Origin of the sequence: Curtobacterium sp. NPDC098951, from assembly GCF_044759965.1 — a bacterium.
In the GTDB taxonomy this organism is placed as follows: Bacteria; Actinomycetota; Actinomycetes; order Actinomycetales; family Microbacteriaceae; genus Curtobacterium.
Genome location: NZ_JBIWAG010000003.1, coordinates 573,148 through 595,603 on the forward strand (window position 1 = coordinate 573,148; position 22,456 = coordinate 595,603).

The 22,456-nt window shown below is 70.6% G+C and carries 23 protein-coding genes and 1 tRNA gene; 9 read left to right on the top strand and 15 right to left on the bottom strand.

Translation table 11 applies throughout. The features are described 5' to 3' along the window. Positions 1 to 136: 136 nt before the first annotated feature. The 4 genes from ACIQUC_RS11765 to ACIQUC_RS11780 all read right to left on the bottom strand — a co-directional run bounded on the left by ACIQUC_RS11765 (position 137) and on the right by ACIQUC_RS11780 (position 2,467). Positions 137 to 946, bottom strand: a complete 810-nt coding sequence (locus ACIQUC_RS11765; RefSeq protein ID WP_402266999.1) for an SGNH/GDSL hydrolase family protein — start codon at positions 944 to 946, stop codon at positions 137 to 139. Between the two features lie 63 nt (positions 947 to 1,009). After that, complete coding sequence (locus tag ACIQUC_RS11770; protein ID WP_402267002.1) at positions 1,010 to 2,113, bottom strand: acyltransferase family protein; 1,104 nt, start codon at positions 2,111 to 2,113, stop codon at positions 1,010 to 1,012. 67 nt (positions 2,114 to 2,180) lie between these two features. After that, a tRNA-Lys gene (locus ACIQUC_RS11775) sits at positions 2,181 to 2,253 on the bottom strand. A 52-nt stretch (positions 2,254 to 2,305) separates the two neighbouring features. Beyond that, positions 2,306 to 2,467, bottom strand: a complete 162-nt coding sequence (locus ACIQUC_RS11780) for a hypothetical protein (protein ID WP_022906645.1) — start codon at positions 2,465 to 2,467, stop codon at positions 2,306 to 2,308. A 125-nt stretch (positions 2,468 to 2,592) separates the two neighbouring features. Here ACIQUC_RS11780 and ACIQUC_RS11785 point away from each other — a divergent pair, with 125 nt between their 5' ends. From ACIQUC_RS11785 to ACIQUC_RS11795, 3 genes are all read left to right on the top strand, one after another. Further along, a complete protein-coding gene (locus tag ACIQUC_RS11785; RefSeq protein ID WP_402267005.1) occupies positions 2,593 to 3,222 on the top strand; it encodes a DNA-directed RNA polymerase subunit beta in 630 nt (209 codons plus the stop codon). 579 nt (positions 3,223 to 3,801) lie between these two features. Beyond that, positions 3,802 to 4,401, top strand: a complete 600-nt coding sequence (sigK, locus tag ACIQUC_RS11790; protein WP_022906643.1) for an ECF RNA polymerase sigma factor SigK — start codon at positions 3,802 to 3,804, stop codon at positions 4,399 to 4,401. Continuing rightward, positions 4,398 to 5,279: an anti-sigma factor domain-containing protein gene (locus ACIQUC_RS11795; RefSeq protein ID WP_402267008.1), complete on the top strand. Its 882-nt coding sequence runs from the start codon at positions 4,398 to 4,400 to the stop codon at positions 5,277 to 5,279. The genes sigK and ACIQUC_RS11795 overlap by 4 nt, the downstream gene beginning before the upstream one ends. Before the next feature lie 541 nt (positions 5,280 to 5,820). Here ACIQUC_RS11795 and pstB read toward each other — a convergent pair. From pstB to ACIQUC_RS11835, 8 genes are all read right to left on the bottom strand, one after another. After that, positions 5,821 to 6,600, bottom strand: a complete 780-nt coding sequence (pstB, locus tag ACIQUC_RS11800; protein ID WP_022906641.1) for a phosphate ABC transporter ATP-binding protein PstB — start codon at positions 6,598 to 6,600, stop codon at positions 5,821 to 5,823. A gap of 31 nt (positions 6,601 to 6,631) precedes the next feature. After that, positions 6,632 to 7,717 carry a phosphate ABC transporter permease PstA gene (pstA, locus tag ACIQUC_RS11805; protein ID WP_402267011.1) on the bottom strand — a complete coding sequence of 362 codons (1,086 nt, stop codon included), beginning with the start codon at positions 7,715 to 7,717 and terminating at the stop codon, positions 6,632 to 6,634. 13 nt (positions 7,718 to 7,730) lie between these two features. Then, on the bottom strand, positions 7,731 to 8,678 hold the full coding sequence (gene pstC / locus ACIQUC_RS11810) for a phosphate ABC transporter permease subunit PstC (protein ID WP_402267014.1): 948 nt from the start codon (positions 8,676 to 8,678) through the stop codon (positions 7,731 to 7,733). Between the two features lie 144 nt (positions 8,679 to 8,822). Further along, positions 8,823 to 9,932 (bottom strand): phosphate ABC transporter substrate-binding protein PstS, encoded by a 1,110-nt coding sequence (locus ACIQUC_RS11815; protein WP_022906638.1) that lies wholly within the window; start codon positions 9,930 to 9,932, stop codon positions 8,823 to 8,825. A gap of 275 nt (positions 9,933 to 10,207) precedes the next feature. Further along, complete coding sequence (locus ACIQUC_RS11820) at positions 10,208 to 11,155, bottom strand: NUDIX domain-containing protein (protein ID WP_402267017.1); 948 nt, start codon at positions 11,153 to 11,155, stop codon at positions 10,208 to 10,210. Beyond that, a complete protein-coding gene (locus tag ACIQUC_RS11825) occupies positions 11,152 to 13,317 on the bottom strand; it encodes an RNA degradosome polyphosphate kinase (RefSeq protein WP_402267020.1) in 2,166 nt (721 codons plus the stop codon). The genes ACIQUC_RS11820 and ACIQUC_RS11825 overlap by 4 nt, the downstream gene beginning before the upstream one ends. A gap of 91 nt (positions 13,318 to 13,408) precedes the next feature. Beyond that, positions 13,409 to 14,212 carry a mycothiol synthase gene (mshD, locus tag ACIQUC_RS11830; RefSeq protein ID WP_402267022.1) on the bottom strand — a complete coding sequence of 268 codons (804 nt, stop codon included), beginning with the start codon at positions 14,210 to 14,212 and terminating at the stop codon, positions 13,409 to 13,411. After that, positions 14,212 to 14,895: a winged helix-turn-helix domain-containing protein gene (locus ACIQUC_RS11835; RefSeq protein ID WP_022906634.1), complete on the bottom strand. Its 684-nt coding sequence runs from the start codon at positions 14,893 to 14,895 to the stop codon at positions 14,212 to 14,214. Before ACIQUC_RS11835 ends, mshD begins: the two co-directional genes overlap by 1 nt. Positions 14,896 to 15,012: 117 nt before the next feature. Between ACIQUC_RS11835 and ACIQUC_RS11840 the strand changes: the two genes are divergently transcribed. The 3 genes from ACIQUC_RS11840 (at position 15,013) to ACIQUC_RS11850 (ending at position 17,145) form a co-directional block, all read left to right on the top strand. Next, positions 15,013 to 15,294, top strand: coding sequence for a hypothetical protein (locus tag ACIQUC_RS11840; protein WP_148286910.1), 282 nt, complete (start codon positions 15,013 to 15,015; stop codon positions 15,292 to 15,294). A 163-nt stretch (positions 15,295 to 15,457) separates the two neighbouring features. Next, positions 15,458 to 16,060: an FABP family protein gene (locus ACIQUC_RS11845; protein WP_402267026.1), complete on the top strand. Its 603-nt coding sequence runs from the start codon at positions 15,458 to 15,460 to the stop codon at positions 16,058 to 16,060. Continuing rightward, entirely contained in the window at positions 16,060 to 17,145 is a 1,086-nt protein-coding gene (locus tag ACIQUC_RS11850; RefSeq protein WP_402267029.1) for a YgfZ/GcvT domain-containing protein, read from the top strand. The genes ACIQUC_RS11845 and ACIQUC_RS11850 overlap by 1 nt, the downstream gene beginning before the upstream one ends. 149 nt (positions 17,146 to 17,294) lie before the next feature. Here ACIQUC_RS11850 and ACIQUC_RS11855 read toward each other — a convergent pair whose 3' ends face one another. After that, entirely contained in the window at positions 17,295 to 18,068 is a 774-nt protein-coding gene (locus ACIQUC_RS11855) for a class I SAM-dependent methyltransferase (RefSeq protein ID WP_402267032.1), read from the bottom strand. Positions 18,069 to 18,124: 56 nt separating this feature from the next. Between ACIQUC_RS11855 and ACIQUC_RS11860 the strand changes: the two genes are divergently transcribed. Then, positions 18,125 to 18,871, top strand: coding sequence for a phosphoglyceromutase (locus ACIQUC_RS11860; protein ID WP_022906628.1), 747 nt, complete (start codon positions 18,125 to 18,127; stop codon positions 18,869 to 18,871). Between the two features lie 57 nt (positions 18,872 to 18,928). Here ACIQUC_RS11860 and ACIQUC_RS11865 read toward each other — a convergent pair whose 3' ends face one another. Then, positions 18,929 to 19,477, bottom strand: a complete 549-nt coding sequence (locus ACIQUC_RS11865; RefSeq protein WP_022906627.1) for an AAA family ATPase — start codon at positions 19,475 to 19,477, stop codon at positions 18,929 to 18,931. Between the two features lie 148 nt (positions 19,478 to 19,625). Then, complete coding sequence (gene phoU / locus ACIQUC_RS11870) at positions 19,626 to 20,297, bottom strand: phosphate signaling complex protein PhoU (RefSeq protein ID WP_022906626.1); 672 nt, start codon at positions 20,295 to 20,297, stop codon at positions 19,626 to 19,628. A 156-nt stretch (positions 20,298 to 20,453) separates the two neighbouring features. Between phoU and ACIQUC_RS11875 the strand changes: the two genes are divergently transcribed. Together ACIQUC_RS11875 and ACIQUC_RS11880 are read left to right on the top strand one after the other, a co-directional pair. Next, a complete protein-coding gene (locus tag ACIQUC_RS11875) occupies positions 20,454 to 21,617 on the top strand; it encodes a cell wall metabolism sensor histidine kinase WalK (RefSeq protein WP_022906625.1) in 1,164 nt (387 codons plus the stop codon). Continuing rightward, the gene (locus ACIQUC_RS11880; RefSeq protein WP_022906624.1) at positions 21,614 to 22,294 is read left to right on the top strand and encodes a response regulator transcription factor; all 681 of its coding nucleotides are present in this window, start codon (positions 21,614 to 21,616) and stop codon (positions 22,292 to 22,294) included. Before ACIQUC_RS11875 ends, ACIQUC_RS11880 begins: the two co-directional genes overlap by 4 nt. Positions 22,295 to 22,456 lie beyond the last annotated feature (162 nt).

The following is a 22,456-nucleotide window of genomic DNA, read 5'->3' on the forward strand; positions in this document are numbered from 1 at the left end:
GATGCTGCAGGATCCGTCGATCGGATCCGGGAACGACACTATCGGCGGCAGCCCAACAGTCGGCTGAACGCGAACTGAACTGTGCAGTGGAACCGCCATGAGACGACTGAAGGCGACTTGTACCCCATGCGGGAGCTCAGAGGCACTGCTCGCCGTCGGGCTTCGTCGCGAGGTCCTCGAGCTCGGCGTCGATCTTGCCCGCGAGGTACCGGTACCCGGCGTCGTTCAGGTGCTCGTCGTCGGTCGCGGCGTAGCTGCCGCTGTTCATCGCGGTGAACCACTGGCCGTCGAGGGCGTCGACGAACGGGACGTCGGCGGCTCGTGCGCCGGCGGCCACCGCGGCGTTGATGCCCGTCGTCGCCTGGGCCCGCGGCTGCGGCGCCGACGGTCCGATCGCGATGACGACGGCGTCGGGCCACTGTTCCTCGGCCTGCCGGAGCGTGCTCTCGACGGTCCGCTCGAGGGTGGCGGAACTCGTGAGCCAGTCGTTCTGGCTGCCCTGCACGAGGACGAGGTCCGGCGAGAGTGCTGCGCGCCGCTCGATCCTCGACTGGTAGACGGCCCGCGCCGACCTGGCCGCCCCACGGTTGACGTACCCGGTGCCGGGACCGCCGTCGATGGTCGCGTCCCAGTCACGCTCGGCGACGAGGTCCTGTGCCCAGCCGTGGAGGTTGTCCGACGATCCGCGACCGGTCGTGTACGAGTCCCCGACGATGAGGACGTCGGAGCCCGGCGCCGTGGCGGCCGACACCTGCGCCGACGAGAAGCGCGACGTCGCGGGGACGACCTGGCACGCGTTCGAGACGGCTGGCAGCAGGGCGAGGAGGCCGGCGATGCCGAGACCCATGGCGCCGATGGCGACCGCAGGGATCACCCGTCGGCGTCGGGTCTGCACGGTGGAACGACGGGAGCCGCCGGACCTGCCGCCGTCGGTTCGTCGGGCCACACCGGGATTGTAGAGGGTCACCCCGCAGAGCCTCGTGACCGGCCACGGCGAGGTGCTGAACCGTCAGACAGCCTGCGGCACCGGGGGCTTCGTCGACAGCGTCTTCGCGATCCGCTTCGCCAGACGGTGCGCGGGGAGCTCCACGAACCGCGAGAAGACGACGGCCACACCGAGCCCGATCGGGATCGCGACGACGATCAGCCACGACGGGAACGTGGCCGGCAGCAGGTTCGCGAGCGACACCGTCACCGGCTCGTGCACGAGGTAGAGGCTGAAGGAGAGGCGTCCGAGTTCCCGTGGGACGCCGCCGAGCAGGAAGCGCTCGGCGGGGAGCCACTTGCCGGCCAGGACGACGATGACCCCGGCCGACGCGAGCACGATCGCTCGGACGGCCGGCGACCACCATGCGTCGTCTGGCAGCCACCACTCGGCGGTGATCCCGGCCAGGGACGCGGGCAGGAGGACCCACCCGACGACGGTGCCGACGTCTGGGATCCGTTCCCAGCCTGCGGCGAGGGCTGACCCGATGAGGAACATCGGCAGGTAGGTCAACCAGAGCACGTGTTCGTACCAGCCGATCGAGGACAGCACGATCCCGATGATCCCGGTCGCCCACCACCAGCGTCTCGTCACGGCGGCGATCGACACGAAGAGCGGGAGGAGGAGGGAGAAGAAGACCTCCCACGTGAGGGACCAGAGCGGGCTGTTCACGAGCGACGGCGACAGGAGCGTGACGTCGTTGAACAGGCTGTGCAGGGACAGCGGTTCGGCGTGCCGGTTGATCCAGTACGACTGGTGCGGTTGGTCCTGTCGGGGGACGAGGAAGAACAGGGCGAGTGCCAGTCCGATGGACACGAGCACCGGCAAGTAGAGGCGCACGAGTCGGCTCGGGTAGTAGGCGATCCAGTCCTGTGAGCGGCGGAGTGCCGGCAGGGTGAGCACGAACCCGCTGAGGACGAAGAAGACGAAGACGGCCTCGCTGCCGGCCCACAGCACGTGCGCCGGGGAGTAGACGAGCCAGCTGGCCCACCCGGGGACGGCTGCGCGGTAGTTGCCGTCGGAGAACGCCGGGATGGTGAGCAGCGTGTGGTGGACCACGACGACGGCTGCGGCGACGCCGCGGAGTCCGTCCAGTGAGCCGATCCTGCCGGTGGGGCGATCGCGCATGGGGCCGATCCTAAGCGACGCGCCTTGACGCGAGCGGTCGCGGTGGGGGACGTGGGCCGGGAGGGTGTGGGCCCCGTGGGGCTCGAACCCACGACCCTCGGATTAAAAGTCCGGTGCTCTACCAACTGAGCTAGAGGCCCTCACCCGCAAGGCTAGCGGGTGAGGGCCTCTGGGAAGAACCGGGTGGGCGGGTCAGCCGCGGCGTCCGGTGAGCGTCCGCAGCAGCCACAGGACCACCGCGACGATGAGCAGCACGATGCCGACCCAGAGCAGGAACTTCAGGCTCGCGGTGAAGCCACCGACGAACAGCAGGACGACCGCGATCACGGCCAGGATGATGAGCAGGGGGTTCATGGGAGTCCTCTTCCTTCGCGTGCGGGAGGAGCGCCTCCCGGTCAGTCACGGTACGCGCGGCGGAGGCGTTGCGTTCTGGGCGAACGACGCCCGGGCACGTCGCCGACCGTGCCTACACTGACGCGGTGCCTCGCGATCACCACCGTCCCGTCCACTTCACCGACCAGGAGTTCGCCGCGATCCAGGGCGGCGAGGACCCCGCCGTGGTGAACCGCGTCGCGCACGAGACCGCGAACGCCCTGCTCCACCGTGTGCGGCAGGACCCGGACCCGGCGGTCGTCGAGCGCCTGGTGACCTACACGGACGTGCACGGCATCGACGCCATCGCCGAGCTGTGGGCGCGGGTTGGGGCGCACACGCTCCCCGGCGCGCTGTGGCGGATCTACCTCGTCCGGACGGTGATCCGGCAGAACCCCGAGGAGATCGCGTACCTCTTCGCACGGGGCACGGAACGGATCGGGACGATCGACCAGGCCGTCGCCGGGGCCGAGCAGCCGACCGGTCCGGCGGAGATCCTGACCCTGGCGGACCGCATCCTGCACGGCCTCTACACGGGGGACCTCGCGGTGGCGCTCGACCGGGGCGCCGCGTTCTGCCGACTCACCGCGGCCGGGGCGACGGCCGTCGCGGACGACGCGGACCTGACGGCGGGCGCCCGGGCGTCGGAGCTCACGACCCGCGCGCTCCGCCTGTCGGAACTGGCGGCCGACCTCACCGAGGCGGCGTCGCTCTGGCGCCGCGACAGCTTGGACTGAGCGGCCAGCGGGGCGGGCGCGCACCGCGCCTCCCGGCCAGCAACGCGACCAGCCAGCAACACGACCGGCCGGCCGAGCGACCGGCCAGCAACGCGACCGGCCGCGAGCCGCGAGAGCGCCCGGGCCGACGACGCCACCCGCGACGCCCGACTCCAGGCATGGAAGAACCGGGCCGCAGAAGCGCCTCTCGGCGCGAGGCCGCTCGAAGCGGCGAATTTTGGAGCCCGGGGCTTGCTGCGGCCCGGCGACACCGAGTCTACGAGACGCTCGCGGTGCTCGTGGCCCTGTTCACTCTCGGTGGACAGATCCGCGCTCGGGCGTGCCCCGGGAACGAGGGGTGAGAACCGCTCCAATCCGCTCGGGCGAGGGTGCCGAATCATCACCGTGGCAGGTGATGAGCCGGCCACGACAGCGAGGGTCCCGTGCGACCCGGTCCGCTCCCTGGCGGTCAATTCCCTGCGGGTCACGCGGGCCCTCGCGCTCGACCGACCGCTGACCCGACCACGCGACCCGAGCGCGTGGTCGGGTCGCGGCCCACAACTCACAGCCAGATCGCAACCGAGAGGAGGGAAACCTGCAATGCTTGCCATCGTGGATAGCGACACCGAGAGCTGGAGTTCGACCGAGCCGGCTCAGGCGTCCCCAGACGACCTCCTCGCCCGCGTGGCGACCGGCGACCAGGCAGCCTTCTCCGACCTGTACGACGTCCTCTCCGGACGCGTGCTCGGACTCGTGACGCGGCTCCTCCGGGACCGTGCACAGTCCGAAGAGGTCACGCAGGAGGTCTTCCTCGAGGTCTGGCAGCAGGCCACCCGCTACGACCGCAAGCGCGGTACGGCAGCGAGCTGGATCCTCACCATGGCGCACCGCCGAGCGGTCGACCGGGTGCGGGCCTCGCAGGCGTCGCACGACCGCGACACGAAGATCGGCATCCGCGACTTCGAGGCCGGCTTCGACCAGGTGTCCGAGTCGGTCGAGATCCGGATCGAACACGAACGCGTCAGCCGGGCGCTCGCGAAGCTCACCGAGTTCCAGCGCCAGGCCGTGCAACTCGCTTACTACGGCGGCTACTCGCACAGCGAGATGGCCGACCACCTCGGTGTCCCGATCGGCACCGTCAAGACCCGTCTCCGTGACGGGATGATCAGACTCCGCGACGAGATGGGGGTGACATCATGACCGAACGACACGACGACCCGGCACTGCTGACCGGTTCGCACGCCCTCGATGCACTGTCGGACGAGGAGCGAGCACTGTTCGACTCCGCGCTCTCGACCGCGCCGGAGCTGCAGGCCGAGACGGACTCGCTGCGCGAGACCGCGCTGCAGCTCGCCTACGCGGTGACCCCGATCGAGCCGCCCTCGTCGCTCAAGGCGTCCCTGATGGCCCAGATCGCGACGACCCCGCAGGCTGCTCCGGTGGCCCCGCAGTCCGTTGCGTCGGCCACGAGCGCCCCAGCCACGACGACCACGGTCGACGACGCCGGCCAGGAGGCGCGGTTCTCCCCCGCCTCGACCCGCACCTCCACCGGTGGTGCGGCTTCGGACAAGGCTCGCCGCCGCTGGTTCCAGCGTCCGGCAGCGGCACTGTCCGCCGCAGCGGCCGTCGCCGTGGTCTTCCTCGGCGTCGGACTCGGCGTCGGCACGACCTTCGCTCCCTCGAACCAGCCCGGTCCGGGGACGACGCAGGCGTCCGGCGGACTCGACCGCATCTACGCCGCGTCGGACTTCAAGCGCACCACGGCGAAGGTCTCGGGCGGCGGGACGGCCACGGTCGTCTGGTCGAACGAGGTCGGCAAGTCCGCGGTCATCCTCGACGGGGTCCCCGCGGCTCCGGAGGGCAAGACCTACGAGCTCTGGTACATCGGCTCCGAGGGCACCGGCGGCAAGATCAACGCGGCCGGCCTGATGGACCACGTGTCCACCGGTGTGCACTCGGCGGTCCTCACCGGGACGCTCTCGCACGGTGTGACGATCGGCATGACGGTGGAGCCCGCCGGCGGCTCGGAGCAGCCGACGACGACCCCGATCATGGCGGTCCCGACCACCTCGGCCTGACCCGGGCGTCCTGGGCGTGCCCGCCCGGGCGTACCTGGTCGAAACGGGCGTACCTGGTCAGAACTTATGACCAGGTACGCCCGTTTTCTCATTCCATCGCGGCCGTCCTGGGAAGGAACGTGCCAGCGTGCCCGGTCACGGGCGGACTCGGCGGGGCGGGAGCGGGCCGCGCCTCCCGTCCGCCGCCCCGCCCCCGCAGCGCACACTGCCCCGTCACCCGTGCCGAAGCGGGCGTACCTGACCCAAGCGGGCGTGCCTGACCGAAACGGGCGTACCTGACCGAAACGGGCGTACCTGACCGAAACGGGCGTACCTGACCGAAACGGGCGTACCTGGTCGAAACGGGCGTACCTGACCGAAACGGGCGTACCTGACCGAAACGGGCGTACCTGGTCGAAACGGGCGTACCTGCTCGGAACGCTCGACCAGGTACGCCCGTTTCCTCATCCCATCGCGCGCGTCCTGGGAAGGAACGACGTGGAACGGCGACGGCCCCGCCGGACCGGAGTCCGACGGGGCCGTCGTGAACGGGGGCGGTCGATCAACCGAAGCGGCCGGAGACGTAGTCCTCGGTGGCCTGGACGGACGGGTTCGAGAACATCGTGGCGGTGTCGTCGAACTCGATGAGCTTGCCCGGCGCACCGGTGCCCGCGATGTTGAAGAACGCCGTCTTGTCGCTGACGCGCGAGGCCTGCTGCATGTTGTGGGTCACGATCACGATCGTGTACTCCTTCTTCAGCTCCTCGATGAGGTCCTCGATCGCGAGGGTCGAGATCGGGTCGAGCGCCGAGCACGGCTCGTCCATGAGGAGCACGTCGGGCTGCACCGCGATCGCACGGGCGATGCAGAGACGCTGCTGCTGCCCGCCGGACAGGCCCATGCCGGGCTTGTCGAGGCGGTCCTTGACCTCGTTCCAGAGGTTCGCGCCCTGCAGGGAGCGCTCGACGATCTCGTCGGCCTCGGAGCGCGAGAGCCGCTTGTTGTTGAGCTTCACACCGGCGAGCACGTTGTCCTTGATGGACATCGTCGGGAACGGGTTCGGGCGCTGGAAGACCATGCCGACCTGCCGACGGACGAGCACCGGGTCGACGCCGGCGCCGTACAGGTCGTCGCCGTCGATCTTGACGGAGCCCTCGACGTAGGCGCCGGGGATGACCTCGTGCATGCGGTTGAGGGTGCGGAGGAAGGTGGACTTGCCGCAGCCGGACGGGCCGATGAACGCGGTCACGGTGCGGGGCTCGATCGTCATGTCGACGCCCTCGACCGCCTTGAACTTCGAGTAGTAGACGTTGAGGCCGTCGACCTCGATGCGCTTGGACACTGTGTTCCTTCGGGGTGGGTGGATCCGCGGGTCAGCGCGGGAGCTTGGGGGCGAACAGGCGCGTGATGAAGCGTGCGAGCAGGTTGAGCAGCATCACGATGAGGATGAGCACGAGCGCGGCGGTCCACGCCCGGTCGACGAACGGCACCGGGTTGGCGCCCTGCTGCGAGTACTGCGTGTACGCGAACACCGGCAGGGTCATCATCGGGTCCTTGAACAGGTCGTAGTTCAGGCTCGCCGTGAACCCCGCCGTGACGAGCAGGGGAGCGGTCTCGCCGATGACGCGGGCGATCGAGAGCATGACGCCCGTGGTGATGCCGGCGAGCGACGTGGGCAGCACGACCTTCAGGATCGTCAGGTACTTCGGGACGCCCAGTGCGTACGAGGCCTCGCGGAGCTCCATCGGGACGATCTTCAGGACCTCCTCGGTGGAGCGCACGACGATCGGGATCATCAGCACCGAGAGGGCGACGGAGCCGACCAGGCCGAAGCGGGCACCCGGACCGAGGAAGAGCGCGAACAGCGAGTACGCGAAGAGACCGGCGACGATCGAGGGGATGCCCGTCATCACGTCGACGAAGAAGGTGATGCCCTTCGCGAGGACGCCCTTGCCGTACTCGACCAGGTAGATGGAGGTGAGCAGACCGATCGGCACCGAGATGAGCGCGGCGAACAGCGTGATCTCGAGCGTGCCGACGAGCGCGTGGATGGCGCCGCCGCCCTCGGAGATGACCCCGCGCATCGAGTACGAGAAGAACTGCGCGTCGAACCGGGCGAGGCCGTCGCCGAGCACCGTCCACAGCAGCGACACCAGCGGCAGCACCGCGATGACGAACGCCGTGACGACGAGCGAGGTGACGAGCCGGTCGACCGCCTTGCGGCCACCCTCGACGATGCGCGAAACCACGACGATGAGGACGTCGAACAGGACCGTGCCGAGGAACACCGCGGCGACGACGTTGAAGTCCTTGACCGCGCCGCCGGCGTTGAGGAGGGCGAACACGAGGATCAGGGCGACCCAGGAGCCGACGAGGAGCAGCCACGGCACGGACTTGTGCAGCTTGCCGGTGGCGTAGACGTTGCCGGACACTCCGGACTGACGGATGGCGAGGGACATCGGGGCGGACCTCTCAGCTCACTCGCTTGCGGACGATGTACCGCGCGAGCATGTTGATGACCAGGGTGATGACGAAGAGGATCAGGCCCGTCGCGATGAGGGCGTTCAGGGCCGTGCCGGACGCCTCGGCGAACTGCAGGGCGATGTTCGCCGCGATCGTCGAGGGGTTCTGCGCGATGAGGACCTGGAAGGTCACGTTCGTCGACACCGACAGCACCAGCGCGACCGCCATCGTCTCGCCGAGCGCGCGGCCGAGACCGAGCATGATCGCGGACACGATGCCGGACTTGGCGAACGGCAGCACCGACAGACGGATCATCTCCCAGCGGGTGGCGCCGAGGGCCAGGGAGGCCTCCTCGTTGAGGGTCGGCGCCTGCAGGAAGATCTCACGCATCACGGCGGTCATGATCGGGATCGCCATCACGGCGAGCACGATCGACGCGGTGAGGATCGTGCGGCCCGTCCCGGTCACCTGACCGGAGAAGAGCGGGAACCAGCCGAAGTAGGTGTTGAGGAAGACGTAGAACGGCTTCACGAACGGCGCGAGGACCACGATGCCCCACAGGCCGTAGACGACCGACGGCACCGCGGCGAGCAGGTCGATGACGTAGCCGAGGACCGGCGCCAGACGACGGGGCGCGTAGTGCGAGATGAACAGGGCGATGCCGAGCGCGAGCGGCACGGCGATCACGAGCGCGATGAGCGCGGACCAGATCGTGCCGAACACGAGCGGACCGACGAAGTCCCAGAAGTTCGTCGCGCCGTTGGGGAGCTCGCCGACCTTGGCGCTGAAGGCCGGGAGGCTCTGCCACACGAGGAACGCGGCGACGAGGATCAGGACGAAGAGGATGAGACCGCCGGAGATGACCGAGGCGGCGGAGAAGACGCGGTCGCCGATGCGGACGACGGGCTTCGGCTTGGGGGTGACGGTGGCCCCTGGCTGGGCCGGTGCGGTCGTCATGGGGCTCCTGTCGGAGGTACGCCGGGGGAGGCGGGAGGTCGGGTGTCCGGTGCTGCGGTGTCGCGCTCGGTTCCCCGAGTGGACGGGCGAGTGCCCGGACGCCGGTCGAGTGGGTGGGACCGGCGTCCGGGCGCTCAGGGTGCCTTACTTGATGGAGGCGACGGCCTTGGCGGCCTTCTCCGACAGGTCGGTCGAGAGGGCGGCCGACTTGGCCTCCTTCGCGGCGGCGTCCTGCGCGTCCTTCGAGACGACGTAGTCGAGGTAGCCCTTCACGAGCTCACCCTTCGCCGAGTCCTTGTACTCCTGGCACGCGATGGCGTAGGAGACGAGCACGAGCGGCCACGCGTTGTCGGCGGTGTCGGTGCGGTTGATGTCGATCGCGAGGTCGTTGTCCGCGCGGCCCTCGACGGTCTTCGAGTCGGCGACGACGGTGGCAGCACCCTCGGCCGAGATCGTGGTGGCCTTGTCGCCGACCATGAGCTTGGCCTTGTCGAGGTCACCGGCGCCGGAGTCGTCGATGTAGGTGATGGCGTTCGAGGCGCTGGCCATCGAGGAGGCGACACCCGAGGTCTTCGCGGCGGCGTCACCGACCTGGTACGGGAAGGTCTGGCTCGGGTCCTTACCCCAGACGTCCTTCGCGTTCGCGTCGAGGTACTCCGAGAAGTTCTCGGTGGTGCCCGAGTCGTCCGAGCGGTGCACGACGGTGATGTTCGCGTCCGGGAGCGTCGCGTCCTTGTTGAGCGCGGTGATCTCGGAGTCGTTCCACTTCGTGATCTTGCCGGAGAAGATGCCCGCGATGGTCTTCGCGTCGAGCGTGAGGTCCTTGACGCCGTCGACCTTGTAGGCGATCGCGATCGGGGAGATGTAGACCGGGATGTCGATGGCCTTCGAGTCCGCGGCGCAGGCGGCGAACGAGCCCGAGAGCTCCTCGTCGCTCAGCGCGGCGTCGGAGCCGGCGAAGTCCGCGGCACCCGAGATGAAGTTCTTGCGGCCGGCGCCCGAACCGTCGGGCGAGTAGTTGACCGTGACGCCCGAGGCGACGTTCTGGAAGCCGGCGGTCCAGGTGGCCTGCGCGGTCTGCTGTGCGGACGAGCCCGAGCCCGTCAGCGTGCCCGAGAGCTTCGAGTAGTCGGTGCCGGAGCTGGAGCTGGAGGACGGGCTGGTGCTCGCGCCCTCGTTCGCCGCGCACGAGGAGAGCACGACCGCGCCGGCGATCGCGATTGCCGCGACCGTACCGATTCGCTTGATGTTCACAGGGGTCCCTTCGGGAATGTCAGTGCAGGTGGGACCGCTGCTGGTCCCGTGGGCCGGTGCTGACCCGGGAGCGACTGTAGGGACACGAGGTGACGGGGATCACCCGCCCTGGTGAACGGGAGGTGAACGAGGGGTTGTCCCGGACGGGGCGACGTGCGCCGAGCCCGTGGCGGGTGCAGGATCGGGAACGGCGCGCCGAGAACGGGCGCATGCATGCGCATGCATGCGCATGCACCCCAGGAGCCGGGAGGCGCGGCTCGGCCCCGGCGTCCGGCCTACGCGGGGACGGGGTTGCGGTGCGTCTCGACGGCCACGAGCGTGCCGTCGGCGATGTGCATCACCGAGAAGTCGCCCACCGAGAGCATGGCGGCCCGGCGGAGGTCGAAGCGGCCGCTGTCGTCGGCCGTCGCGGTCGCGATGCGGGCGATGATGTCGGGCAGCACGGGACCGTGCGAGCACAGGACGGTGGTCTTCGCCTTGTCGAGCCGCTTCTGCACGACGCCCTTGACGTTGGCCGCACCGTGGTCGTGTGCGTCCTGGCTGATGTCCGGCGTGCTCGACACCCCGAGGTGCGTGCGGTCGGAGAGCGGTTCGACCGTCGCAAGGCACCGGGCGGCGGTGCTGCTGACGATCTTCTTCGGACCGAACGCGGCCACCGGCGACGCGACCGACTTCGCCTGCGACCTGCCGACGGGCAGCAGCGGACGGGTGGCGTCCGGGCCGTTCCAGTCCGAGCCGGGCACCGTCTTGGCGTGCCGCAGGGCGATGAGTGCGAAGGTGCGGTGGTGCCCCGCGGCGACGCGGTCCGCGAACCGGTCGAGGATGGCGACGTCACGGTCGTAGGTCAGCCGGTGGCGGGCGTCGTCGAGGGTGACCCACTCGATCGCGGCGACCTCGTCGTTCGGGTGGAACCTGCCGGCGCGCTCGTACTCCTTGGAGGGCACCCGGGCGGACCAGTAGTGCACGATCTTGTCGCGGCCGCTCGGCAGCACGTACTCGGCCGTGCCCAGGGGTGCACCGAGGTGCACGCGGTACCCGGTCTCCTCGACGATCTCGCGCACGGCGGTCGTCGGGACGCTCTCACCCGGGTCGACCTTGCCCTTGGGGAACGAGACGTCCTTGTGGTGGTCACGGTGGATGAGCAGCACGAGCGGGATGCCGTCCTGCTCGCGCCAGACGACGGCACCCGCAGCGACGACCGGCCCTTGGGAGCCGCCGCTCACCGAGTGGAGCGCTTCCGCGCCGAGATCTTCCGCATGAGGACATTCTGCACGTCGTCGAGCGGTCGGCCGTCGTCGTCCGTCGAGTGGCGCGTCCACTCGCCGTCCGACTCGAGGTGCCACGAGCTCGTCGTGTCCGCCATCGCGAGGTCGAACATCTCGTGGACCTCGTTCACGTGCGCCGGGTCCGACAGCCGCACGAGGGCCTCGACGCGGCGGTCGAGGTTGCGGTGCATCATGTCCGCCGAGCCGATGAGCACGGCCGGGTCGCCGCCGTTGTGGAACGCGAACGCCCGCGAGTGCTCGAGGTACCGACCGACGACGCTGCGCACCCGGATGGTGTCGCTGACGCCTTCCATGCCGGGCTTGAGCGAGCAGATGCCGCGCACCCAGACGTCCACCGGCACGCCGGCCTGGCTGGCCAGGTACAGCGCGTCGATGATCTGCTCGTCGACCATCGAGTTGACCTTGATCCGGATCCCGGAGGGCTTGCCGGCCCGAGCGTTGTCCGCCTCGGTCTGGATGCGCTTGAGCAGCCCCTTCCGCAGGTGCAGCGGCGCGACGAGCAGGCGCTTGAACTTCTTCTCGATCGCGTAGCCCGACAGCTCGTTGAACAGGCGCGTCAGGTCCTTGCCCACGACGTCGTCCGACGTGAACAGCCCCATGTCCTCGTAGATGCGCGAGGTCTTCGGGTTGTAGTTGCCCGTCCCGATGTGGCTGTAGTGCTTGAGCGTGCCGCCCTCCTGCCGGATGACGAGCACGAGCTTCGAGTGCGTCTTCAGCCCGACCAGGCCGTACACGACGTGCACGCCGGCCTTCTCGAGCTTGCGGGCCCACGTGATGTTGTTCTGCTCGTCGAAGCGCGCCTTGATCTCGACGAGGGCGAGCACCTGCTTGCCCGCGGCGGCCGCGTCGATGAGCGCTTCCACGATGGGGCTGTCGCCGGAGGTGCGGTACAGCGTCTGCTTGATCGCGAGGACGTTCGGATCGGCCGCGGCCTGCTCGAGGAACGCCTGGACGCTCGTCGCGAAGGACTCGTACGGGTGGTGCACGAGCACGTCCTTCGCCGCGATGGCGCGGAAGAGGTCGGGCTTCGTGTTCGGTTCGCCCGGCTGGAACTGCACCGGGGTCGTCGGCACGTGCTTCGGGTAGTGCAGGTCCGGTCGGGCGATCTTCGCGATCTCGAACAGCCCGCCGAGGTCGAGCGGCGAGGGGAGGCGGAAGACCTCTTGTTCGGTGATGTCGAGCTCGCGCACGAGCAGGTCGAGCGTCACCGGGTCCATGTCCTCGGTGATCTCGAGGCGGATGGGCGGTCCGAACCGACGACGGAGCAGCTCGCGCTCGAGGGCCTGGATGAGGTTCTCGGCCTCGTCCTCCTCGATCTCGACGTCCTCGTTGCGGGTGACCCGGAACACGTGGTGCTCGAGCACCTCCATCCCGGGGAAGAGGTCGTCGAGGTGGTTGGCGATGAGGTCCTCGAGCGGGATGAACCGCAGCAGTCCCGAGTCGTCGTCCGGCAGCTTGATGAACCGCGAGAAGTTCTGCGGCACCTTGAGGCGGGCGAACTCCTGCCGCTGCGACTTCGGGTTCCGCACGCGGACCGCGAGGTTGAGCGACAGCCCGGAGATGTAGGGGAAGGGGTGCGCCGGGTCCACCGCGAGTGGCATGAGCACCGGGAAGATCTGCTCGTTGAAGTACTCGCGCATCCGGAGCCGGTCGGCCTCGTCGAGGTCGGACCAGTGCTCGACGTGGATGCCCGCGGCGTCGAGGTCCGGCTTGAGGGACCCGATGAACGCCTGCGCGTGACGGTCCTGCAGCTCGTGCGCCTTCGTCGCGATGTCCCGCAGGACGTCGCTCGGTGCCCGGCCGACGTTGGTCGGGACGGCGATGCCGGTGTCGATGCGGCGCTTCAGGCCGGCGACCCGGACCATGAAGAACTCGTCGAGGTTGGACGCGAAGATCGCCAGGAAGTTCGCGCGCTCGAGCAGCGGCTGCGTGCGGTCCTCACCGAGTTCGAGGACCCGCTGGTTGAACCGGAGCCAGCTGAGCTCGCGGTCGAAGTAGCGGTCGGTGGGCAGCGACTCGTGCTCGATCTCGACGACCTCGTCGAAGTCGTCGAGGTCCGGTGCGACGGAGTCGCCGTCGAGCTGCGGTTCGGTGTCCATGCCCACATCCTGCCACCCGACCCCTGCGCCGGGAGGGCCCCACGTGGACGCTGTGGAAACCCGCGGTGAACGACGTGGTGCGCCGTCGGGCTCAGCCCGCGGCGTACTGCACGTCGATCGCGTGCTGCACGAAGCCGGACCGCCGGTAGAGCGCGAGCGCCGGTTCGTTGTCGCCCTCGACGTAGAGCGCGGCGGCGGTGAGCCCACGACCGGTCAGACGAGCGGTTCCCGCGCGCATCAGGACGCCGCCGAGCCGCTGTCCCTGCATGTCGGGGCGGACGGCGACGGCGTAGAACTCACCGATGCCGTCCTCGACCTTGAGCCAGCACGACCCCGCCAGGGCGCCGGAGTCGTCGCGGAGCAGGAGCAGGTCCTCGCCCGAGAACCAGTCGTCCGCCTCGCGGGCGCGCAGGTCCTCGAGCGTCATCCGGCCCTGTTCCGGGTGGTGGGCGAACGCGGCGGCGTTGAGCGCGAGCCAGTCGGCCTCGTCGCCCGGGTCGCCCGCGCGGAACGCCGACAGGGTGTAGCCGTCGGGCACCGCCGGGTCCGGGGCGACCGACGCGATCGGTGCACGGAGCTGCAGGAGCGTCCGGACCGCCGTCCAGCCGAATCGCGACGCGAGCGCCCGCGCGGCGGGGTGGTCCCCGTGTGCCCACGCGAGCCGGGGCGCCGCGGCCCCGCCGCCCGGGGCGAGCGCCTGCCGGACGAGGGCGGTGCCGAGGCCGTGCCCCCGTGCCTCCTGGGCGACCACGAGCTCCAGCTCGCCGTCGCGCACCACGGCGACCCCGCGCTCGTCGCCGAGCACGCTCGCGCGACCGGCGCGCACGTCGACCAGGGTCTGGTCGGAGAACGGCGGTGCCTCACCCGGGACGGCGAAGCGCGAGAGGTCGACCACTACTGGCCCGCGAGCCGGTCGGCCTCGTCGTCGTAGACGTTGAAGCGGTAGCCGACGTTGCGCACCGTGCCGATCAGGGACTCGAGGTCCCCGAGCTTCGCGCGGAGCCGTCGCACGTGCACGTCGACCGTGCGGGTGCCGCCGAAGTAGTCGTACCCCCACACCTCGCTGAGGAGCTGCTCGCGGGTGAACACCCGCGACGGGTGCGTGGCGAAGAAGCGCAGGAGCTCGAACTCCTTGAACGTCAGGTCGAGCGGCCGGCCGCGCACCTTGGCCGAGTAGCTCGCCTCGTCGATGACGACACCGGACGCCTGGATCTTCGACCCGGTCTGGTTCTTCGAGGCGCGACCGGCGGTCAGGCGGATGCGGGCGTCGACCTCGGCGGGGCCCGCGGTCTCGAGCACGACGTCGTCGACGTTCCACTCGCTGTTGACCGCGGTCAGGCCGCCCTCGGTGACGACCAGGATGATCGGCGTGGTCGAGCCGCTCGTCGCGAGGATCTTGCAGAGGGCCTTGGCGCTCGCCAGGTCCGTCCGGGCGTCCACGAACATGAGGTCGCTCTGCGGGGCGTTGACGAGCTGGGCGGCCTCGGCGGGGACGTGGCGGATCCGGTGGCTCAGCAGACCGAGGCTCGGCAGGACGTCGCCGGGCGCGGCTGAGGTGAGTACCAGGAGCTGGGCCACATGACCTCCAGGGCGTGGGGGAGTCGTGCACACATCCTAGTGATGCTCGGGAAGCCCCCTTCCCGGCCGGACGGTCGGGACGGGCGTTCCCGCGGCGGTCCTGTCATGATGGGGCGCGTGACCGAGCCCGTGCAGCCCACCGACCAGCGCCGCCTCCGGCTGACGTCCGTCCTGCCGGTCTGGCTGCTCGCGATCGTCGGGGCCGTGCTCGTGCTCACGCTGACCGAGAAGGACTCGTTCGCCTGGCTGCTCCTCGTGTTCGTGCTGTGCGTGCTGGTCAGCTTCGTGCTGCAGCTCATCACCGCGACGAAGGACGGGCTGGTCGAGCGGATCAGCATCGCGTCGTCGGGGGCCTTCGTCGTCGTGCTCGTCACCGCGGTCCTGCTGCTGACCCGGTGACCCGCCGCCCGACGGCTGGCGTCGTCAGGCGTGCCGCGTAGACTCGGGGCATGGATTCGCTGCTTGCGCTCGAGCTCTTCTACGTGGGCCTGCTCGGCCTCGCGTCGCTCGCGATCGCGTTCGTCTCGGTGACCGTCGTCGTGAAGCTGTTCAAGGGTCAGCGTTGATCGAACTGCCCGAAGGTCTCGCGCCCGAACTCGTCCCGCTGTCGTGGCTCGTCGGCGTCTGGGAGGGCACCGGCGTGGTCGAGTACCCGGTCGGCGACGAAGCCGAGCCCCGGAAGTACGAGTTCGGCCAGCGGGTGAGCTTCAGCCACGACGGACTGCCGTACCTCAACTACTCGTCGACGACGTGGCTGCTCGACGACGAGCGCACCCCGCTCGCGGCCGAGATGGGCTACTGGCGGATCGACCGTCCGTCCGAGCCCGGTGACCGCGGTCCGGCGATGCTCCTCGGCGAGGGGCCGACGCCGTTCGGCACCGTCGAGAGCGTCGAGGCACTGCGGAACACCACCGACGGGTTCGACGTCGAGGCGGCGATCATCCACCCCACCGGCGTCAACGAGCTCTACGTGGGACGGGTCCGCAAGGGCCGGATCGACCTCGCCACCGACGCCGTGATGCGCTCGCCGAACGCCAAGGACTACTCCGCGGCGACCCGGCTCTACGGTCTGGTCGAGGGCAAGCTCTTCTGGGCGTGGGACATCGCCGCGCTCGGCAAGGAGCTGACCTCGCACGCCTCGGGGCAGCTCGCGAAGGTCGACTGATGTCCGCCTTCGCCGGTCGCGCCGGCTTCGTGGCGACGGACGCGGGCCCCGCCGCGCACTTCGGCAACCCGCTCGGCGAGCAGCGGTTGCTGGCCCGTGGTCGCGCCGTCGTCGAGCTCGGCCTCGGCGTGGTGACCGTGACCGGTCCGGACCGCCTGTCCTGGCTCAACTCGATCACGTCGCAGCTGCTGACCGGCCTGGCCGTCGGGGCGAGCACCGAGACGCTCGTCCTCGACCAGTCCGGTCGCGTCGAGCACGCGGCACGCGTCGTCGACGATGGCTCGGTGGCGTGGCTGCTGACCGAGCCCGCAGACGCTCGGCCGCTCGCCGCCTGGCTCGACTCGATGCGGTTCATGCTGCGCGTCGAGGTCGCCGACCGCTCCGCCGAGTTCGCGACGATCGGGTGGTTCGGCGACACCGCGCCGTTCGCGCCGACCGAGCTGCCCGAGACCCCGCTCGTCGAGTGGGTCGACCCGTGGGCGTCGGTCACGCCCGGCGGGTGGGGCTACGCCGTCCAGGAGGCGCACCCCGCCTCCGACTGGACCCTCCGCATCGCCGTGGTCACCCCCGGCACCGCCGACCGGATCGCCGCGTCCGACGGACCCGTCGCGGGGCTCCTCGCGTACGAGGCCCTGCGGATCGCCGCCTGGCGCCCCTCGCTCGCCGACGTCGACGAGCGCACGATCCCGCACGAGCTCGACTGGCTCCGCTCCGCCGTGCACCTGTCGAAGGGCTGCTACCGGGGGCAGGAGACCGTCGCCAAGGTCCACAACCTCGGCCACCCGCCGCGCCGGGTCGTGATGCTGCACCTCGACGGGTCCGACGGCGTGCTGCCGGCCCCGGGGACGCCGGTCGTCGCCGGCGAGAAGGAGGTCGGGCGCGTGAGCGCGTCGGGCATCCACCACGAGTTGGGGCCGATCGCGCTCGCGGTCGTGAAGCGCTCCCTCGACCCGGCGGCCACGCTGACGCTCACCGCCGACGACGTGGTCGTGGCCGCGACGCAGGAGGTCATCGTGCCCCCGGGCGCCGGCGCCACCGCGGACGTGCCGCGGCTGCCCCGGCTCGGCGCCGTCCGCCGCTCCTAGCGGCGGCTCGCAGACCGCGGCGGGCCGCGCCGAGTCTCGGCTCCGCGGACACGTTCGCGCGGCCTGGGCCGCGAAACTGTCCGCCCGGCCGAGTCTCGGCAGCGCGGGCATCGGCCGCGGCCGCGCGGCAGTGCGGCTGCGCCGGGCGGTCAGGCCGGGGCCACCGCGGCCCAGGGCACGCTGAGCTCCCCGAGTCGCCACCGCGTCACCCCGTGCAGCACCGGCCACCCCCGGTCCCGCATGCCCCGGACGGCCGCGATCCACCGCTGCCGGGGGCCGTACGTGCCGAGCGGCGCGGCGACCGCCCACGCCAGGTCGAGGTCGCCGAGGAACGCGTGCACCCGCTCACCCGGCACGTTCCGGTGGATGAGGGCCTTCGGCAGCCGCTCGGCCACGACCGAGGGCACGTCGAGTCCGGCGAGGCGGAGCGACACCGTGAAGGTCTGCGGCGCGACGTCGTCGAGCGTTACCCAGGACGCCACCCGTCCGACCTCGTTGCAGGTCCCCTCGACCAGTGCGCCGCCGGGCTGCAGCCGGTCCTGCATGAGCCGCCAGGACGCCTCGACCTGGGACTCGTCGTACTGCCGCAGCACGTTGAAGGCCCGGATCACGGCGGGGCGGCGGCCCCCGGGCGTCGGCGTCTCGAAGCCGCCGAGCCGGAACGTCACGCCGTCCCGGGTGCCGGCGTTCGCGAGCGCCACCCGGGCCGGTTCGATCTCGATGCCGGTGACCTCGACGTCGGGGCGGACGGCGGCCAGGCGGTCCCGGAGCTCGAGGGTCGTCGTCGGCGACGCCCCGTACCCGACGTCCGCGACGAGCGGGTCCGTGCTCCGGCGGAGGGCCGGCAGCGTGGCGATCCACCGGTCGACGCGGCGGAGCCGGTTGTACCCGGTCGTCCCGCGCGTCACGTTCCCGATGGGCATGCCCACCAGGGTACGGGGCCGCGGAACGGGCGCACGGCGCTCGGTAGACTCGGGGCATGACCTCCACGCTCGTCCTGCTCCGTCACGGCAACAGTGACTGGAACCAGAAGAACCTGTTCACCGGTTGGGTCGACGTCCGGCTCAGCGAGCTGGGCGAGAAGGAGGCGAAGCGCGCCGGCGACCTCATCGCCGAGTCCGGCATCGTCCCCGACGTCCTGTACACCTCGCTCCTCACCCGTGCGATCCAGACGGCGGACATCGCGCTGCTCCAGGCCGACCTGGCGTGGCTGCCCGTGAAGCGCGACTGGCGCCTCAACGAGCGCCACTACGGCGACCTGCAGGGCAAGGACAAGGCCCAGACGCTCGAGCAGTACGGCGAGCAGCAGTTCATGGAGTGGCGCCGCTCGTTCGACGTGCCGCCGCCCCCCATCGCCGACGACGCCGAGTGGTCGCAGTTCGGGGACCGCCGCTACGCCGACCTCGGCGACCAGCTGCCCCGCACCGAGTCGCTGAAGCTCGTGATCGAGCGCCTGCTGCCCTACTGGGAGTCGGACATCACGAAGGACCTCGCCGACGGCGGCACCGTCCTCGTCACGGCGCACGGCAACTCGCTCCGCGCGCTCGTGAAGCACCTCGACGGCATCTCCGACGAGGACATCGCGGGCCTCAACATCCCGACGGGCATCCCGCTCGTGTACGAGCTCGACGACGACTTCCGTCCGACGAAGCCGGCGTACTACCTCGACCCCGAGGCCGCCGCGGCAGGTGCTGCGGCGGTGGCCGCCCAGGGCGCCAAGAAGTAGCAGTGCGTCCGAGCGCCCCGCCTGGTCACCGGGCGGGGCGCTCGTCGTCTCGTCCGCTCACACGAAGTGCGACGCGATCTCCTGCACCAGTGCGCCGACGTCGTACGGCTTCGTCGTGTCCACGCGGACCACGGGGACGCCGGGCAGCCCGACCGGCCCGGCCGTGGCGCCGTGCTCGTCCCAGAACGCGAGCACGCCGGCGAGGTCACCGTGCACCTCGTGGCGCACCGGCACGGTGCCCGGGTCGTAGCGGTCCCGCAGCCGCTCCTCGGCGGTGGCGCGGTCGGTGTCGCACCACACCTCGACGGCGCGCGGTGACCCGGCGGAGGCGAGCCGCGCCTCCAGGAGGGCACGGTCACGCGAGGGCAGCCAGACGGCGTCGAGGACGACCCCGTTCTCGACCGCGTCCGCCATCGACCACATCGTGTCCATCGCGATGCCGCCGAGCGGACGCGAGGCGATCATCGGGCCGACGAGGTCGGCGAGGGGCTCCTTGATCCGGTCCTTCGACAGGAACGGGCAGCCGAGCACCTCGGCCAGCGCCGCCCCGATCGTGCTCTTGCCCGAACCGGGCATCCCGTTGACGACGATCGCGACCTGTGCCATGCCTCGATCCTCGCAGAACGCAGCGAGCGAGCGGAACGCAGCGAGCGAGCGGAACGCATCGGGCCGGCGGAACGCGGCGAGCCGGCGGAACGCAGCGAGCCGGGCGGACCGTGTGGTCCGTCCGGCTCGGTGACGCCGCAGCGTCGGGTCAGGCGGGCGACACCGTCACCGAGGACGCGCCGGCCCAGTCACCCGTCGCCAGGTACTCGACCTTCTTGGCGATCGACACCGCGTGGTCGGCGAACCGCTCGTGGTAGCGCGAGGCGAGGGTGGCGTCGACCGTGTCGATCGGCGCGCCCTTCCAGGTCTCGCCGAGCACGAAGTCGAACACGCTCGCGTGCAGCTCGTCGATGGCGTCGTCCTCGTCGCGGATCTCCCCGGCGAGGGCGATGTCCTCGGTGGCGAGCAGGCGCGTGAGCTTCTGCGCCATCGCGACGTCGAGCTGGCCCATCTTCTTGAAGGTGCCGCGGAGGCCCTTCGGGACGACCTTCTCGGGGAAGCGCTGGCGGGTGAGCTGGGCGATGTGCTCGGCCATGTCGCCCATGCGCTCGAGCGACGAGCTGACGCGCAGGGCGGTGACGACGACGCGCAGGTCACGGGCGACGGGGGCCTGACGGGCGAGGATGTCGATCGCGATCTCGTCGAGGCTGTTCGCCGCCTCGTCGATCTTGGCGTCGTCGGCGATCACCTCCTCGGCGAGGGCCACGTCGGACTCGCTGAACGACTGCGTGGCTCGGGTGATGGCGGACTCGACGAGCCCGGCGATCTCGGTCAGTCGCTCCTGGACGTCCTGGAGTTCCTGCTGGAAGACTTCGCGCATGGGGGAGTACCTCTCTCTGCGTACCGGTCGAGTGTCGTCAGGTCAGGTGAACGAACGGTGACGTCCGGCTGAACGCTTCGCGATCCGGACCGGGAACCACGCCGGACGCGGGTGAACGGGGTCGGAACCGCGTGTGACCATCCCTACACTGACGGCATGGACAACGCGTGGCTGGTGCCACTGTCGATGCTCCTCGGCGGGGTCTTCGGAGCGGGCGTCGTGGTGCTGATCATCACCGCCGAGCGCACGGCTCGTGCTGCCGACGTGGCGGAACGCACCCTGCCCGACGGCGTCGCCGCGGTCATCGCCACGATGCACAACCCGGCCGTGGTGGTCGACCCCTCGAACACGGTCGTCGCGGCGTCGCCGCAGGCGCTCACCGTCGGGCTGGTCGTGCGGCGCAAGCTCGTGCACCGGGAACTCGTCGACCTCGTCGACCGGGTGCGCCGGAGCGGTGAGATGAGCGCCGAGGACCTCGAGCTCCCGCGTCGGAACAGCGACCAGATCGGCTACCTCAGCTTCCGCGCGGCGCAGCTCGGCAACCGCTACGTGCTCGTCACCGCCGACGACCTCACCGAGACCCGCCGCATCGACGAGGTCCGACGGGACTTCGTCGCGAACATCTCGCACGAGCTGAAGACCCCGATCGGCGCGATCGGGCTGCTCTCCGAGACCCTCGTCGCCGCGGCCGACGAACCGCAGCACGTCCGGAAGTTCGCCGCGCAGCTCGTCACCGAGTCGGAACGGCTGGCCGCCCTGACGAAGGACATCATCGAGCTGTCCCGCCTGCAGTCCGTCGACACGCTCGAGAACAGCGAGGAGACGTCGATCGACCGCATCGTGCAGGCCGCGGTCGACGCCAACGAGATCGTCGCCCGCGCACGGGACATCGAACTCGTCCGGGCGAAGAAGTCGAAGCTGCGCGTGATGGGCGACCCCGCCCTGCTGCAGATCGCGGTGTCGAACCTCATCGCCAACGCGGTCAAGTACTCGCCGGACCACACCCGCGTCGGCGTCGGCGTCCGGTCGACCAAGGGGTTCGTCGAGATCGCGGTCACCGACCAGGGCGTCGGCATCCCCGAGGCGGACCTCGACCGGGTGTTCGAGCGGTTCTACCGGGTCGACCCCGCCCGCTCCCGTGCCACGGGCGGCACAGGGCTCGGCCTCGCCATCGTGAAGCACGTCGTCGGCAACCACGGCGGGGACGTGCGCGTCTGGTCGCAGCCCGGCAAGGGCTCGACCTTCACCATCCGCCTGCCCGAGGCGGACCCCGAACTGACCACAGCACTCGAAGAGCAACTGGAAGAGCAGCCATCGTGACCAAGATCCTCATCGTCGACGACGAGCCGGCCCTGAGCGAGCCCCTGGAGTTCCTGCTGCAGCGCGAGGGGTACGACACCTCCGTCGCTGCGGACGGCGTGACCGCGCTGTCGAAGTTCGACGCGGAGAACCCCGACCTGGTGCTGCTCGACCTGATGCTGCCGGGGCTGTCCGGCACCGAGGTCTGCCGCCAGATCCGGACCCGGTCGAACATCCCCATCATCATGCTCACCGCGAAGGACTCCGAGGTGGACATCGTCGTCGGGCTGGAGCTCGGCGCCGACGACTACGTGACGAAGCCGTACTCGACCCGCGAGCTCCTCGCCCGCATCCGTGCCGTGCTGCGGCGCCGCACCGAGGACGACCCGGCGGACAGTGGCATCCTGCAGGTCGGGGGCATCCGGATGGACGTCGAACGGCACACCGTGGCGGTGGACGGCTCGGAGACGCCGATGCCGCTCAAGGAGTTCGAGCTCCTCGAGCTGCTCCTCCGCAATGCCGGGCGCGTGCTCACCCGCGGGCAGCTCATCGACCGGGTGTGGGGGTCGGACTACTTCGGCGACACCAAGACCCTCGACGTGCACATCAAGCGCATCCGGTCGAAGATCGAGCGCGTCCCGAGCGCCCCGGAGATCCTGGTGACGGTCCGCGGACTCGGCTACCGCATCGAGGGCTGACGCGACGCGTCGCGTCGGCTGACGCACTGGAGGCGCGGGGGGGGGGCCCCCGGCCCGCCCCCCCCCCCCCCGGGGGGGGGGGGGGGCCCCCAAAACCCGGGGCGGCGGGCCACGGGGGGGGCGAGCGGGGGGCGACACGCCACGGTTTTACGCTCGTTGGGG